Origin of the sequence: Cryptosporangium minutisporangium, assembly GCF_039536245.1 — a bacterium.
GTDB classification, from domain to species: domain Bacteria; phylum Actinomycetota; class Actinomycetes; order Mycobacteriales; family Cryptosporangiaceae; genus Cryptosporangium; species Cryptosporangium minutisporangium.
Genome location: NZ_BAAAYN010000082.1, coordinates 22,848 through 36,736 on the forward strand (window position 1 = coordinate 22,848; position 13,889 = coordinate 36,736).

General features: G+C 72.2%; 15 protein-coding genes. 6 read left to right on the forward strand and 9 right to left on the reverse strand.

Features of this window, described 5'->3' with window-relative positions:
* Nucleotides 1-79: 79 nt before the first annotated feature.
* The 4 genes from ABEB28_RS40980 to ABEB28_RS40995 are packed head-to-tail and all read right to left on the reverse strand — an operon-like array spanning nucleotide 80 to nucleotide 2,680.
* Complete coding sequence (locus tag ABEB28_RS40980; RefSeq protein ID WP_345733719.1) at nucleotides 80-472, reverse strand: GntR family transcriptional regulator; 393 nt, start codon at nucleotides 470-472, stop codon at nucleotides 80-82.
* Nucleotides 469-1,122, reverse strand: coding sequence for a hypothetical protein (locus ABEB28_RS40985; protein WP_345733720.1), 654 nt, complete (start codon nucleotides 1,120-1,122; stop codon nucleotides 469-471). The genes ABEB28_RS40980 and ABEB28_RS40985 overlap by 4 nt, the downstream gene beginning before the upstream one ends.
* A complete protein-coding gene (locus ABEB28_RS40990; RefSeq protein WP_345733721.1) occupies nucleotides 1,119-1,787 on the reverse strand; it encodes a hypothetical protein in 669 nt (222 codons plus the stop codon). Before ABEB28_RS40990 ends, ABEB28_RS40985 begins: the two co-directional genes overlap by 4 nt.
* Nucleotides 1,784-2,680 (reverse strand): ABC transporter ATP-binding protein, encoded by an 897-nt coding sequence (locus ABEB28_RS40995; protein WP_345733722.1) that lies wholly within the window; start codon nucleotides 2,678-2,680, stop codon nucleotides 1,784-1,786. Before ABEB28_RS40995 ends, ABEB28_RS40990 begins: the two co-directional genes overlap by 4 nt.
* 138 nt (nucleotides 2,681-2,818) lie before the next feature.
* On the opposite strand from ABEB28_RS40995, the gene ABEB28_RS41000 reads away from it, so the two are divergent.
* Nucleotides 2,819-4,207: a bifunctional glycosyltransferase family 2/GtrA family protein gene (locus tag ABEB28_RS41000; RefSeq protein WP_345733723.1), complete on the forward strand. Its 1,389-nt coding sequence runs from the start codon at nucleotides 2,819-2,821 to the stop codon at nucleotides 4,205-4,207.
* A complete protein-coding gene (locus ABEB28_RS41005) occupies nucleotides 4,204-6,405 on the forward strand; it encodes a mannosyltransferase YkcB-related protein (protein ID WP_345733724.1) in 2,202 nt (733 codons plus the stop codon). The genes ABEB28_RS41000 and ABEB28_RS41005 overlap by 4 nt, the downstream gene beginning before the upstream one ends.
* 48 nt (nucleotides 6,406-6,453) lie before the next feature.
* On the opposite strand, the gene ABEB28_RS41010 is transcribed toward ABEB28_RS41005, so the two are convergent.
* Nucleotides 6,454-7,470, reverse strand: a complete 1,017-nt coding sequence (locus ABEB28_RS41010; protein WP_345733725.1) for a TIGR03617 family F420-dependent LLM class oxidoreductase — start codon at nucleotides 7,468-7,470, stop codon at nucleotides 6,454-6,456.
* Nucleotides 7,471-7,520: 50 nt separating this feature from the next.
* On the opposite strand from ABEB28_RS41010, the gene ABEB28_RS41015 reads away from it, so the two are divergent.
* Nucleotides 7,521-7,823: a DUF1905 domain-containing protein gene (locus ABEB28_RS41015; RefSeq protein WP_345733726.1), complete on the forward strand. Its 303-nt coding sequence runs from the start codon at nucleotides 7,521-7,523 to the stop codon at nucleotides 7,821-7,823.
* On the opposite strand, the gene ABEB28_RS41020 is transcribed toward ABEB28_RS41015, so the two are convergent.
* Nucleotides 7,798-8,325, reverse strand: a complete 528-nt coding sequence (locus ABEB28_RS41020) for a DUF1990 domain-containing protein (RefSeq protein ID WP_345733727.1) — start codon at nucleotides 8,323-8,325, stop codon at nucleotides 7,798-7,800. The two genes, ABEB28_RS41015 and ABEB28_RS41020, sit on opposite strands and share 26 nt — an antisense overlap.
* A gap of 107 nt (nucleotides 8,326-8,432) precedes the next feature.
* On the opposite strand from ABEB28_RS41020, the gene ABEB28_RS41025 reads away from it, so the two are divergent.
* Genes ABEB28_RS41025 through ABEB28_RS41035 form a run of 3 tightly spaced genes read left to right on the forward strand, consistent with a single transcriptional unit; the run spans nucleotide 8,433 to nucleotide 10,684 of the window.
* Nucleotides 8,433-9,836, forward strand: a complete 1,404-nt coding sequence (locus tag ABEB28_RS41025) for an FAD-binding oxidoreductase (RefSeq protein WP_376981387.1) — start codon at nucleotides 8,433-8,435, stop codon at nucleotides 9,834-9,836.
* Between the two features lie 4 nt (nucleotides 9,837-9,840).
* Entirely contained in the window at nucleotides 9,841-10,017 is a 177-nt protein-coding gene (locus ABEB28_RS41030) for a hypothetical protein (protein ID WP_345733729.1), read from the forward strand.
* A 31-nt stretch (nucleotides 10,018-10,048) separates the two neighbouring features.
* The gene (locus tag ABEB28_RS41035; RefSeq protein WP_345733730.1) at nucleotides 10,049-10,684 is read left to right on the forward strand and encodes a protease complex subunit PrcB family protein; all 636 of its coding nucleotides are present in this window, start codon (nucleotides 10,049-10,051) and stop codon (nucleotides 10,682-10,684) included.
* Here ABEB28_RS41035 and ABEB28_RS41040 read toward each other — a convergent pair.
* The 3 genes from ABEB28_RS41040 to ABEB28_RS41050 form a co-directional block, all read right to left on the reverse strand.
* The gene (locus ABEB28_RS41040) at nucleotides 10,681-11,460 is read right to left on the reverse strand and encodes a S1 family peptidase (protein ID WP_345733731.1); all 780 of its coding nucleotides are present in this window, start codon (nucleotides 11,458-11,460) and stop codon (nucleotides 10,681-10,683) included. The two genes, ABEB28_RS41035 and ABEB28_RS41040, sit on opposite strands and share 4 nt — an antisense overlap.
* Nucleotides 11,461-11,554: 94 nt before the next feature.
* Entirely contained in the window at nucleotides 11,555-12,328 is a 774-nt protein-coding gene (locus tag ABEB28_RS41045; protein ID WP_345733732.1) for an ABC transporter ATP-binding protein, read from the reverse strand.
* A 604-nt stretch (nucleotides 12,329-12,932) separates the two neighbouring features.
* Entirely contained in the window at nucleotides 12,933-13,871 is a 939-nt protein-coding gene (locus ABEB28_RS41050; protein ID WP_345733762.1) for a FecCD family ABC transporter permease, read from the reverse strand.
* Between the last annotated feature and the right edge of the window lie 18 nt (nucleotides 13,872-13,889).

The window sequence follows — 13,889 nt, forward strand, 5'->3', positions numbered from 1 at the left end:
AACCTCCCCCACGCCGGACCGCCCGACCGGCCGCGACGACGATCAGCCAGATCCTTTCACGGCGGCCCGACGCGCGGGATCAAGCGACCCGTTCCGCGAACACCTCCCGCATCGCGCTGGTGAACAGTGCGTTGACCGCCTCCGGATCCAAGCCCGCCCCGCGGGCCTCGGTCAGCCAGGCGACCAGCGACCGCCGAAGGTTGGGGTGCGCGCCCAGCGCGGGTGAGACCAGCGACCGGGTGACGAACGTGCCCTGGCCCGGCCGCGACTCGACCAGCCCCTCGCGTTCGAGCTCCCGGTAGGCCTTGTGGACGGTGTTCGGGTTGATCGCCAGCGCCGAGACCACCGCCCGGGCGGTCGGCAGCTGGTCACCGGACTCCAGCACACCCAGCCGGAGCGCGTCTTTGACCTGCTGGACGAGTTGCAGGTAAGTCGTGACGCCGGACGCCCGGTCCAGCCGGAACTCGATCATGCTGCCGTCCCCCTTCGCGCGAGCACGACGAACGTACCGACCACCAGCAGCGCGGCCGCTCCTCCGTAACAGCCCAGCTCGATCCACCCGACGCCGTTCCAGTCACGCCAGTCCACGAGGCGCCACCGCACCTCTCCCCCGGCGAACCGTGCCACCGCGTAGACCAGCAGCGTGACGGCCATCGCCGGCTCCACCCGCCCGATCACCGCTCCGGCGAACATCCCGAGCGCAACCGCGAAATACGTGTACCCGATCGCCGCCACCGACACCACGTCGTGCGTGTAGTGGGCGTCGAACCGGTCCGCCAGCACGCTCGACAGGATCGCTCGCACCGCCAGCGCGACCCCCAGCGTGGCCAGACCGAGTCCGACCAGCGCCGCGGTGAACCAGCGGAGCCGCGACACGGTCTGCGTCCAGATCAGGTCGGCGGTGTGGTTCTCCAGCGGACGGGCCAGCAGCGGCACACCCCAGAACACCCCGAGCGCGGCAGGCAGGAACGCCGCGATCAGCCGTGTGTTGCTGGCCGCCCCGACGTCGATCGACCTCCTGGTTTCGAGCAGTCCGGCCAGCGCGATGCCGGCGATCACGGCCAGACCGGCGAGGACGATCGATCGCTGCTGCCGCCAGGTGAGCCAGATCAGCCCGCTCATGAGCGAGGCACCCGTCGGATCATCCATCCGAACGCGCCGACGAGCAGCGCCGCGGTCAGCGCGGCGAGCACGCTCACCGCGAACCCTTCGACGAAGACCTCGACGCGCGAGTCCGCCTGCCGGCCCACGAGCAGCACGATCCGGAGGACGTAGGGCAGCGCGAGGATCCCCACGACGGTGGCGGCCATCGCCGGTACGGTCCGACCGACCACCGCGCCGACGCAGAGGCCCATCGCCACGGCGCAGACCACCCACCCCACGGTGAGCAGCATCGGCTCGTAAGCCCGGAAGTCCCAGGCCGCCAGCTCTCCCGGTTCGATCAGCCGACGTAGCGCGACGTCGACCGCGAGCGTCCCGAGAATCGCGCTCACCAGGACCGGTGCGATCCACGCGACCAGCCAGCCGGCCCGGGTGACCGACTGGGTGTAGGCGAGGTCCACGGTGCCGTTCTGCTGCTCCCGGGCCAGCAGCGGCGCCGCCCAGCAGGCGCCGAAGCCGATCGGCAGGACGAACGCCGGGTCGGCGAACGCACCCGCGTGCCACGCCATCTCCATCAGGGCGGGCGTCCGAACCGAGGCGCTGAACGCATAGAACAGCACGACACCGAGCGTGATGAGCACCGCCCAACGCTGCCGACGCCACGCGAGCCAAGCCAGGCCGATCATGCCGGCACCTGCCTCGGGCGCGCCGCGATCGTCGCGTCCGGACTGCGCAGGTAGCCGAGGACGACGTCGGTGAGCGTGACCGGGTGCACCACCCACCGGGGGTCGATCGGCGCGTCGCTCCACTCGACCAGGACCGTCGCCTGCCGTTCGGTCGTCCGCGCCGAGACCACCGCGTGCGCGCCGACCCGCCCGGGATCCGAGTACGCCTCGACCGGGCCGACGAGCAGACGGTGCCCGGCGATCAGGTCGTCGATCAGGCCGGAGACCTGGAGCGCGCCCTCGTTCATCAGCAGCAGCGAGTCGCAGACGTCGGTGAGCTCGGTCAGCACGTGGGAGGAGAGCAGGACGGTGCAGGCCCGCTCCTCCACCGTGGCCATCAACTCGCCGAGCAGGGCGGGGCGGGCCAGCGGGTCGAGATCGGCCATCGGCTCGTCGAGCAGCACCACGTCGGCCCGCTTCCCCAGCGCGAGTGCGATCGCCACCTGCGTCCGCTGGCCACCGGAGAGCCTGCTGACCGTGCGGTCGAGCGGGATACCGAGGCCGCGGAGCCGCTCGAGGGTGCCCCGCTTGTCGAACGCCGGGTTCGTGACCGTACCGAAGCGGACCATCTCCGCCACCGTGAACCCCGGGTAGAGCGGCTTGGTCTGGCCGACGTAGGCGACCCGGCTGAGCGCATCCCGGCGGTAGGTCGGTACGCCGTCGACACGGACGACGCCCTCCGTCGGGCGGGTCAGCCCGGCGGCCAGCCGGAGCAGCGTGGATTTGCCGGAGCCGTTCGCTCCGACCAATGCCACCACCCGCCCTGCAGGCACGGCGAACGAGCAGTTCCGTAAACCCCAGCGCCGGAGGGCGTAACGCTTGCCCAGTCCGGTCGCGTCGAGCACTGCCGCCATGCGGCCTCCCCGAGTCGATGTGCCAACTACTAAAGTACTAGCACCATAGTAGAAGTCCTGCTGACGCGGGCGGCCTTCACAGGTCCGCTACAGCTCGCCCCCATCGCGCCGACAGGTCGCCGGTCGAATGTCGGGGGCATGACGATCGCGACGCTCGACGGGGACCACCCCGACGCGAATCCCGGCAGCACGTCCGCCGATCCCCTTGCCGGGGACGCCCCCACGACGACCCGCGGGAGGACCGGTCCGCAGGCCACGGCCGACCCGGTCCACGCGGCCGAACCTGTCCTTGCGGCCGACGCGGTGCGGGCTGCCGCCGCCGCCGGCCGGGCGGTGCTCGACGTGGTGGTTCCGGTCCACAACGAGGAGAAGGACCTCGAAGGCTCGGTGCGGCGGCTGCACGCGCACCTGACCGCGACCTTCCCCTACCCGTTCCAAATCACGGTCGCCGACAACGCCAGCACCGACAACACCTACCCGATCGCCCAGCGGCTGACCGACGCGCTGCCCGGCGTCGTGGTCGTGCACCTCCCACAGAAGGGTCGCGGTCGCGCACTCAAGGAGGTCTGGTCCGGGTCCGACGCGCCGGTCCTGGCCTACATGGACGTCGACCTCTCCACCGACCTGGCGGCATTGCTGCCGCTGGTCGCGCCGTTGATCTCCGGCCACTCCGACCTCGCGATCGGCACCCGGCTGTCCAAGTCGTCGCGGGTGGTGCGCGGTGCGAAGCGCGAGGTCATCTCCCGCTGCTACAACCTGATCCTGCGCGGCACCCTGCAGGCGGGCTTCTCCGACGCGCAGTGCGGCTTCAAGGCGATCCGGCGCGACGTCGCCGAGCGCCTCCTGCCGCTGGTGGAGGACACCGGCTGGTTCTTCGACACCGAGATGCTGGTGCTGGCCGAGCGAGCCGGGCTCCGCACCCACGAGGTGCCGGTCGACTGGGTGGACGACCCGGACAGCCGCGTCGACATCGTCGCCACCGCGGTCGCCGACTTACGCGGCGTCCTCCGGCTGGGCAAGGCGCTCGCGACCGGCGTGCTGCCGCTGCACACGCTCCGCTCCGAGTTGGGGCGCAACGCACCGGAGGTCGCGCCGGGCGTCGAGACGGGGCTGGTCCGGCAGCTGCTCCGGTTCGCCGGCGTCGGGGTCGCGAGCACGCTGGCCTACCTGGTGCTGTACGTGCTGCTGCGGGGAGTGCTGGGCGCGTTCGCCGCGAACCTGCTCGCGCTGCTGATCACCGCGGTGGCGAACACCGCCGCGAACCGGCGGCTGACGTTCGGGGTTCGGGGCGCCGAGCGTCGGAGGCGGCAGCACCTCGAAGGTCTGCTCGTCTTCGGCCTCGGGCTGGCGCTCACCACCGGAGCGCTCTCGGCCCTGCACGCGGCGACGAGCGTCCCCGGCAAGGCCCTGGAGCTCAGCGTCCTCGTCGGCGCGAACCTCACCGCGACCGTGCTGCGTTTCCTCCTCTTCCGCGCCTGGGTGTTCAACCCACGGCGGGTCCCGTCCCCCACACAGGAACAGCGATGACTGCGATCACCACACCTCCGACCCCACCGCCCCTCCCGCCGCCGTCCGTCGACGGTGAGGTGCTGGCCACCGCGTCGGCGAAACCGGCGAAACCGGCGGGGCGGCTCGGACGGTTCCTCCGAGGCCGGGACGAGGACCCCCGCTGGGTCCGGCCGGCCCTGCTCGGTCTGCTGCTCGGCACCGCCGTGCTCTACCTGTGGGATCTCGGCTCGTCCGGCTGGGCGAACAGCTTCTACTCGGCCGCCGTCCAAGCCGGCACCGAGAGCTGGAAGGCGTTCTTCTTCGGCTCGTCGGACGCGTCGAACTTCATCACGGTCGACAAGACGCCGGCGGCGCTCTGGGTCATGGAGATCTCCGCGCGGATCTTCGGCGTCAACGCCTGGAGCATCCTGGTGCCGCAGGCGCTGGAGGGGGTCGCGTCCGTCGGGCTCCTCTACCTGGCGGTCCGGCGCTGGTCCGGCCCGGTCGCGGGCCTGATCGCCGGAGCGGTGCTCGCGCTGACGCCGGTCGCCACGCTGATGTTCCGATTCAACAATCCCGACGCGCTGCTCGTCCTGCTGCTGATCGGTGCGGTCTACGCGACGATGCGCGCGATCGAACGCGCCGCGGTGCGGGCCGGCACCCGGTGGCTGGCGCTGGCGGGTCTGCTGATCGGGTTCGGCTTCCTCACCAAGATGCTGCAGGCCTTCCTGATCGTGCCGGTGCTCGGCCTGGTGTACCTGGTCGTCGCCCCCACGTCGGTGCGCCGCCGGATCGCGCAGCTTCTGATCGCGCTGGCGGCGCTCGTGGTCGGTGCCGGCTGGTGGGTCGCGCTCGCGGAGCTGTGGCCGGCCGGCAGCCGTCCGTACATCGGCGGCTCGCAGACCAACAGCGTGCTGGACCTGGTGTTCGGTTACAACGGCCTGGGCCGGCTCAACGGCGACGAGGCCGGTAGCGTCGTGCCCGGCGGCGGTGGCGCCGGTTCCTGGGGCGAGACCGGGCTTCTTCGCCTGTTCAACGCGGAGTTCGGGACGCAGGCCAGCTGGCTCCTCCCCGCCGCGCTGATCCTGCTGGTAGCGGTGCTCGGCTTCACCGCTCGCGCCGCGCGTACCGACCGGACCCGCGCCGCGATGCTGCTCTGGGGCGGCTGGCTGGTCGTCACCGGCCTGGTCTTCAGTTACATGCAGGGCATCATCCATCCGTACTACACGGTGGCGCTGGCGCCCGCGATCGGTGCGGTGGTCGGCATCGGTGCGGTCTCGGTCTGGCGGCTGCGCGGCGAGGACGCCGCCCGCGCGGTGCTGGCGGTCGCGATGGCGGCCACCGCGATCTGGGCTTTCGTCCTGGTCGGACGCGCGGACTGGCAGTCCTGGCTGCGGTGGATCGTCCTCGCCGGTGGGCTGGCCGTCGCGGTCGGGCTCGCGTTCACGCCGCGGCTGGCGCGGCGGCTCGCGGTCGGGCTCGCGGCGCTCGCGATCCTGCTCGGGATCGCGGCTCCCGCCGCGTACGCCGTCCAGACGGCGTCGGAGCCGCACTCGGGGGCGATCCCGAGCGCGGGGCCGTCCGGCGGGTTCGGCGGTGGTCCCGGTGGTTTGGGTGGACGCCAGGGCGGCGGCCGATTCGGCGCCCAGCAGGTGCCGGGTGGGCAGGTGCCGGGTGGGCAGGTGCCGGGTGGGCAGGTGCCGGGTGGGCAGGTGCCGGGTGGGCCGCAGGGCAGCGGGCAGTTGCCGTGGCAGCAGGGTCGGGGCAACGGCTCTTCGGGGTCACCGGGCACGCAGGGGTCACCGTCACCGGGCCCGCAGGGCGGGTTCGCGATGGGCGGCAACCGGGGCGGTGGCAGCCTTCTCAACGGCAGCACCCCGAGCGCCGAGCTGACCGCGCTGCTCGCGAAGGACGCCGACCGGTACCGCTGGATCGCCGCGACGATCGGCTCCAACTCGGCGGCCGGCTACCAGCTGGCCACCGGTGACCCGGTGATGGCGATCGGCGGCTTCAACGGCACCGACCCGACGCCGACGTTGGCCGCCTTCCAGGCCTACGTCCGGGCCGGCGAGATCCACTACTTCATCGCCGGCGGCACGGGTTTCGGGAGCTCCAGCAGCTCCGGAACGTCCGGGCAGATCACGCAGTGGGTCGAGGAGAACTTCACCGCGACCACCGTCGACGGAGTCACCGTCTACGACCTGACCCAGTCCGGCTCGGTCCCGACCGAGGAGTAACGCCGCACTCCGAGAGGGCCCGGTCCCGGGCCCCCAACGCCGCCCGCGTCAGGGGGCGGCGCGACGTAGGGCGGCGGCGAAGTCGGCGATCAGATCGTCGCTCGCCTGGTACCCCGGGAAGTACGCGCACACCCGGTCGCACTCGCCGTACCGGGCGACGATCTCCGCCGCCACCTCGTCCGGCGTCCCGCACACCGCCAGCGTGTCGACCATCTCGTCGGTGACCAGCTCGGCCATCTGGCCCCACTCCCCGCGCTTCGAGCGGGCGTTCAGCTCGGGCTGCAGGTCGCCCCAGCCCTCGACGTCCAGCACGGCCCGGTAGGCGGGCGTCGACCCGTAGAACGCCAGCAGGCCGCGCACGCCCCGCGCCGCCGCCAACTCCTCCTCGGTACGGCCGACGCCGACGATCACCTCCGCGATGACCTCGATGTCACCCCGGTCCCGTCCGGCGGCGGCCAGACCGTCCCGGATCGCCGGTAGCGTCCGTTCCTGCATGTGCCGCGCGGTGTTGAACGGCATCACGAGGACTCCATCGGCGACCTCCGCCGCCATCCGGTTCATCCGCGGACCCAACGCGCCGACCAGCACCTTGGGGACGCCGTACGGGTTCGGTCCCGGGTCGAACGTCGGGGTCATCAGCGTGTGCCGGGTGTACTCGCCGCGGAAATCGAGGCGGGTACCGTCCTGCCAGCTGTTCAGGATCGCTTTCGTCGCGGACACCCACTCCCGCATGTGCTCGACCGGCCGTCCCCACTGCGCGCCGTACCGGTTCTCGATGTGCGCCCGGACCTGCGAGCCGAGACCGAGCCGGAACCTCCCCTGCGACAGCAGGTGCAGGTCGTAGGCGGCGTTGGCGAGGTGCATCGGACTGCGTGGGAACGCGATCGCGACGTTCGTCATGAGGTCGAGCGAGCACACCGGCGCCGCCGCGACCAGCGGGAAGAACAGGTCGTGCGCGTTCTCGAACGTGAACACCCCGTCCACGCCTGCCCACTCGAGCGCGCGGGCGCGGTCCGCCGCGTCCACCACCGAGTTCGACAGCATCACGTCGAGTTTGAGCGTCATGCACCGTCACCTCTCCCGGAACTGTCACACCGTGGTGCGATGCTGCCGTTGTGAGGGTGACCTTCGATGCCGAACTGTGGATTTGGGACGCTCGGCGTTCCGAAAGCTGGACGTTCGTGAGCCTGCCCGTGGACAGCTCGGAGGACATCCGCGAGCTGGCCGGCGGGGCGCCGCGCGGGTTCGGCTCGGTGCGGGTGCGCGTCATGGTCGGCGGCAGCACGTGGACGACGTCGATCTTTCCGGACAGCGGCCGCGAGGCCTACGTGCTCCCGATCAAGCGGGCGATCCGCAAGGTCGAGGGCCTCGACGCCGGCGACACCACCACGGTCACGGTCGAGCTTCTCGACTTCTGAGCGCGCTCAGATAGCGGTGGGTGATGAGTCGTTGGACGTAGCGGCTCACCGGGGCACCGGCGCGCGCGTACCAGGCTTCCGGGCGCACGAAGCCGGTGATCGTGAACGTCACCGGCCCGTCGGCGGGGCGTTCGAGGACGAACTGCTCCTCGCCCTGCTCCGGGTGCCCGCGGAGCGTCCCGTAGGTCAGCGCCGCCCGGTCGGCGTCGGTGACGAGGTCCAGGATGCGGACCGGTGCCGTCAGGACCACCGGCCCCACCCGGAAGCGCTGAACCAGCACCACGCCCGGCGCCAGCACCGGCGCCGTCATCGTCACCCGGACGCCCGACCGCTCGTGCATGCGCCCGGCGAGCAGGTCGCCGACGGCGGTCGCGAAGTGGTCCGCTCCGCCGAGCGTCGCTCGGTACCCGAAGTGCTCGTAGCCCGGTGGCCGGTGCCCGCGGCCAAGCGCGCCGACCTCCGGATAGCTGAACGGCACGTCGTTCCAGGCGTCTGCGTCCACCCGATCATTCTGCGACCAGGGCCCGCCGCCCGGGCTTCGGCCGTCCGCCGCCGGCCGCCGTAGATTGGGGTGGCTCGGGCTCGGTGAGCGGAGGAGTGCCGGTGACGCTGGTCGACGAAGTGCGGTCGCTGCTCGGCGCCGATCGGCTGATCGAGGATCCGGACGTTCAGGCCTCCTACTCCCACGACGAGGCCGAGTGGGCACCGCACGGCGCACCGCTGCTGGTCGTGCGTCCGCGGACCAGTGCGGAGGTCCAGCACGTCGTGCGGGCCTGCCTGCGGCACCGGGTGCCGATCGTGCCGCGCGGCGCGGGCACCGGGCTCTCCGGCGGCGCGAACGCGCTCGACGGCTGCGTGGTGCTCTCCACCGAGCAGATGACCCGGATCGTCGAGATCGACCCGGTCGAGCGGCTCGCGGTGGCCCAGCCCGGCGTCGTCAACGAGCAACTCCGGGCCGCCTGCGCCGCGCAGGGCCTCTGGTACCCGCCGGACCCGGCCAGCGCCCCCTGGTCGACGATCGGCGGCAACGTCGCGACGAACGCCGGCGGGCTGTGCTGCGTCAAGTACGGCGTCACCCGCGATTACGTGCTCGCGCTGGAGGTCGTCACCGGCACCGGCGAGCTGGTCCGGCTCGGGCGCCGCACCGCGAAGGGCGTCGCCGGTTACGACCTGGCCGGACTGATCGTCGGGTCGGAGGGCACGCTCGGCGTCGTCACCGAGGTGACCGTGCGGCTACGACCGGCGCGCGCTCCGGAGCGGACCGTCGCCGGCTACTTCGACTCGGTGGTCGCCGCCGGCGAGGCCGTGCGCGCGGTGAGCGAGGCGGGCGTCGTCCCGTCCGCGCTCGAACTGGTCGACCGGCACTGCCTCGCCGCGGTGGACGCCTGGAAGAACATGGGCCTCTCGGTGGACGCGAACGTCGTCCTACTCGGCCGCACCGACGCGCCGGGACTCGCCGGGGAGACCGAGGCCGCGACGATGCTGGCGTGCTTCGAGGCCGCTGGCGCGACCTGGGCCGCGCAGTCGACGGACCAGGAGGAGGCCGACGCCCTGTTCGCTGCGCGGCGGCTGGCCTACCCGGCGCTCGAACGACTCGGCCCGGTACTCACCGAGGACGTCTGCGTCCCGAAGGCGGCGGTACCGGAGATGCTGGGACGCGTCGAGGCGGCCGCGCGGGCGAACGACGTCCTCATCGCGAACATCGCCCACGCGGGCGACGGGAACCTGCACCCGTTGATCATCACGCCGGCCGACGACGACGCGGCCCGCCTGCGGGCCCAGGCCGCGTTCGAACAGATCATCGGCGACGCGCTGGCGCTGGGCGGCACGGTCACCGGTGAGCACGGAGTCGGGCTGCTCAAGCGCGGTGGGCTGGCCCGCGAGCTGTCGCCGGCCGTCCAGGCGATGCACCGCGCGGTGAAGCACGCCCTGGACCCGGCGGGAATCCTCAATCCGGGCAAGGTCTTCGCGGAGCAAAAGCAGTCCGCCGAGGGCGCTGCGGGCCTAGCGTAGGCGCATGGGCGTCAGCTCGGTGAGCGCCGCGATCGAGTGGAACTGGATCCTGCGCGGGCGCCCGTGGTGCGCGCACGACGCGGGCGCCGTCGAGGAGGGCGACGGGCAGCACTGGGTCTGTGCGGAGTGCGGTGCGCTCTGGTGGCATCACGGCACCCCGCCCCCACCGCGCGGCGAGTAGTGGAACCGGCGGCGCCGGTCGCGCGTCCGACGTGGACGAGGCACCGCCGGTCGGGCGTGGCCGGCTCGGCGAGCGGGAGGCCGTTATGGCCGCACCGGAGCAGTCCCCGGTTGGTCGCAGGTCGCGGCGGACGGTGTGGCTGGCCGTCGGAGCGGCGACCCTGGTCGTCGCCGCCGGGGTGGTGGTCGGGATCGTGACGAACCGTGATCCCTGGAGGCAGGGGCACCCGTGGGCGCGGGGGCACCCGTGCGCGGAGGCGGCGACCGGCGATGCACTTCCGTTCCGCGACCTGGAACATTCCGCCAACGGTGCGAACTGGGTGCGGCCCGAGCTCACCGTGGCGCGCAGCCACACCGAGCTGACGACCTTGTGGACGCGGCTCCACGCGGGCCAGCAACCCGTACCGCCGCCGCCGTCGATCGCCTGGTCGCACGCGCTCGCGATCGGCGTCACGGTCGGCACCCGACCCACTGGCGGCTACCGCGTGGAGATCGAGCGGATCGTGCCGTCCGCGCGCGGCGTCGAGGTGTGCGTCGTGGAGTACACCCCCGCACGGGGCAGTGCGGTCTCACAGGCCCTGACCCTTCCGTACCAGCTGGTCGAGGCGCCCCGGTTCAACGGATCGGCGCACCTGTCGATCCGGAAAGAGGCGGGTACTCCCGACTAACGGCCGCGGATCGTCGTCCGGATCCAGTCCGCGCTGACGTCCACCCGCGCGGTCGTCTCCTCGACGAAGTGCGGGCAGTCCGGCCCGGCGCTCTCGGTGGACACCACCTCGGGCCCGCGGCGGGTCTCCCGGAAGTACGGCGCGCCGGAGTCGTAGAGGCACGCGCTCGTGCTCGGCGACGGATCCTTCCCGACGACGCCGATCGTGGTCTCGGCGACGCTCTCCACCGTGACCAGACCGGTCTGCAGGTGCTCGGCGGGCTCGGTGGAGAGCCCGTCCAGCGCACCCCAGCCGGTCAGCCGCAGCACCTCGCCGGCTTTCGGCGCCGTGCGCGCGAGCCGGATGGGCTCGATGCCCTTCCCCGATCGGCCCACCACCGGCTTCGCCAGCCGCGCCAGCGCGATGTCGTTGACCGGCGACTGGGCCACCGCGACCACGGCAACGTCGACGCCGCCGGGTCCGGAGGCCTCGACCCGGCCGAGCGTCGCGGTGGTGGGGTACGGCACCCGACCACTCACCCGCTTGCCGTTGACGTCGCGGAAGCAGTGCCCGGCGGTGAGCACCCACTGCGCCGCGACGAGCGCACCCGAGCACGCGCTGTTCCGCGTGCTGCCGTCCGGGTTCGGGATGCCGGTCATCGTCAGCTTCGTCGAGAACCGGTACTTCCCCTCCTCGACCGGCACGCCGTTGGCGACCGCGCCGGCGGGAGACGCCGCTCCGATCAGGACGGCACCGACGGTGACGGCGGACAGAGCTAAGGCGGACAGCGAGCGCATGCGGACCTTTCGTCGGATGACCGTGCTCCTTCCTACTCGGCCCGGTTCCGCTCCGCTCGCGAACAGACGGAATTCCGTCGATCTCCGGCGCCGCTCACGCCGTGGGGACCACCATCGGCGTGCCGGTGACCGGGTTGGGCATCACCAAGCTGGGCAACGCGAAGACGTCGTCCATCAGGGCGGCGTCCACGATGTCGGCCGGCGGCCCCTGGGCGACGATCCGGCCGTCCTTCATCGCCACCAGGTGATCGGCGAAACGGCAGGCCTGGTTGATGTCGTGCAGCACCGCGACGACGGTCCGGCCGGCGTCGCGGAGCCGCGCGAACAGCGCCAGCAGCTCGTACTGGTGGGTGATGTCCAGGAAGGTGGTCGGCTCGTCCAGCAGCAGGTACGGCGTCTGCTGGGCGAGCACCATCGCGACCCACACCCGCTGGCGCTGCCCGCCGGAGAGCTGGTCGACCGCGCGGTCGGCGAGCTCGGTCACACCCGCGTCGGCGAGTGCGGTGGCGACCGCGTCCGCGTCCGCCGCCGTCCAGCTGCCGAGCAGCGACTGGTGCGGGTACCGGCCGCGGGCGACCAGGCGGCGCACGGTGATGCCTTCCGGCGCGACCAGCGTCTGTGGCAGGAACCCGATCTGCCGGGCGAACACCCGCGGCCGCAGCGACGTCACCGGCACATCGTCCAGCAGGACCTCGCCCGATGACGGCGCCAGCAGCCGCACCAGCGCCTTGAGCAGCGTCGACTTGCCGCAGGCGTTCGGACCGACGATCGCGGTGAACGCGCCGTCGGGTACGGCCAACGTGATGTCCGGGGACACCACCCGCTCGCCGTAGGCGAGCGTGAGCCCTCGCGCGATCAATCGGCTCATCCGGATACCTCGCTCTTCGCGCACGCGCTCATCGGTGTACCTCGCTCTTCGCGCACGCGCTCATCGGTGTACCTCGCTCTTCGCGCACGCGCTCATCGGTGTACCTCGCTCTTCGCGCACGCGCTCATCGGTGTACCTCGCTCTTCGCGCACGCGCTCATCGGTGTACCTCGCTCTTCGCGCACGCGCTCATCGGTGTACCTCGCTCTTCGCGCACGCGCTCATCGGTGTACCTCGCTCTTCGCGCACGCGCTCATCGGTGTACCTCGCTCTTCGCGCACGCGCTCATCGGTGTACCTCGCTCTTCGCGCACGCGCTCATCGGTGTACCTCGCTCTTCGCGCACGCGCTCATCGGTGTACCTCGCTCTTCGCGCACGCGCTCATCGGTGTACCTCGCTCTTCGCGCACGCGCTCATCGGTGTACCTCGCTCTTCGCGCACGCGCTCATCGGTGTACCTCGCTCTTCGCGCACGCGCTCATCGGTGTACCTCGCTCTTCGCGCACGCGCTCATCGGTGTACCTCGCTCTTCGCGCACGCGCTCATCGGTGTACCTCGCTCTTCGCGCACGCGCTCATCGGTGTACCTCGCTCTTCGCGCAAGCGCTCATCGGCGGCGCACCTCCACCATCAGCAACCAGATCAGATAGCACCCGCCCAACGCGGTCGTGACGACGCCCACCGGCAGCGCGGTCGGTGCCAGCAGCACCTGCGCGGTCAGGTCCGCCGCGAGCAGCAGCACCGCACCGGCGAGCGCCGCGGGCAGCAGCGGCACACCGGCTTCGCGGGCGAGCCGCCGCCCGATCTGCGGCGCGGCCAGCGCGATGAAGACGATCGGCCCGGCGACCGCGGTCACGGTCGCGGTGCAGCCGACCCCGGTCGCGACCAGAAGCAGCCGGAGCCGGTCCAGCCGGACGCCGGACGTCACCGCGACGTCGTCGCCGAGCGCGGCCTGGTGCATGGTGTGCGCCAGGCCCGCGAGCACGATCGCCAGCGCGCCGAGGACGCTCAGCGGCACCACCAGCTCGTCCCAGTCGACGCCGTTGAGCGAACCGGCGCTCCACCCGGTCGCCGCGATCGCGACGTCCAGCTCGGCGCGGAGCACGATCCACGAGTTCACCGCCGTGAGGATCGCGTTGACCGCGATACCGACGACGATCAGCCGCAGGCCGGAGAGGCCCGAGCGTCCGGCCGAGAGCACGTAGACCGCCGCCGCTGCTGCCAGCCCGCCGAGTACCGAGCTGGCTTGGAGCATGCCCGCTCCCCCGCCGAGCAGCGTGATCGCGACCAGCGCCCCGGTGTAGGCGCCGGTGTCCAGCCCGATGACGTCCGGGCTGCCCAGCGCGTTGCGGGTCAGGTTCTGGAAGAGCGCACCGGCCAGGCCGAGCGCGGCGCCGAACGCGAGCGCCGCGGTCACCCGGGGCAGCCGCCAGTTCAGGATCACGAACGCCTCGTCGCCGCGCCCGACCAGGGCGGCGAGCACGTCGGACGAGGTCGACCAGGTGCTGCCGTAGTGCAGGGCGGCGAACGCCAGCGTGAGCGCCACCCCGATCGCCGCGAACCG

Coding starts and splice junctions, on each gene's coding strand:
- ABEB28_RS40980 (WP_345733719.1), bottom strand. CDS start 472: ATGATCGAGTTCCGGCTGGACCGGGCGTCCGGCGTCACGACTTACCTG.
- ABEB28_RS40985 (WP_345733720.1), bottom strand. CDS start 1,122: ATGAGCGGGCTGATCTGGCTCACCTGGCGGCAGCAGCGATCGATCGTC.
- ABEB28_RS40990 (WP_345733721.1), bottom strand. CDS start 1,787: ATGATCGGCCTGGCTTGGCTCGCGTGGCGTCGGCAGCGTTGGGCGGTG.
- ABEB28_RS40995 (WP_345733722.1), bottom strand. CDS start 2,680: ATGGCGGCAGTGCTCGACGCGACCGGACTGGGCAAGCGTTACGCCCTC.
- ABEB28_RS41000 (WP_345733723.1), top strand. CDS start 2,819: ATGACGATCGCGACGCTCGACGGGGACCACCCCGACGCGAATCCCGGC.
- ABEB28_RS41005 (WP_345733724.1), top strand. CDS start 4,204: ATGACTGCGATCACCACACCTCCGACCCCACCGCCCCTCCCGCCGCCG.
- ABEB28_RS41010 (WP_345733725.1), bottom strand. CDS start 7,470: ATGACGCTCAAACTCGACGTGATGCTGTCGAACTCGGTGGTGGACGCG.
- ABEB28_RS41030 (WP_345733729.1), top strand. CDS start 9,841: ATGGGCGTCAGCTCGGTGAGCGCCGCGATCGAGTGGAACTGGATCCTG.
- ABEB28_RS41040 (WP_345733731.1), bottom strand. CDS start 11,460: ATGCGCTCGCTGTCCGCCTTAGCTCTGTCCGCCGTCACCGTCGGTGCC.
- ABEB28_RS41045 (WP_345733732.1), bottom strand. CDS start 12,328: ATGAGCCGATTGATCGCGCGAGGGCTCACGCTCGCCTACGGCGAGCGG.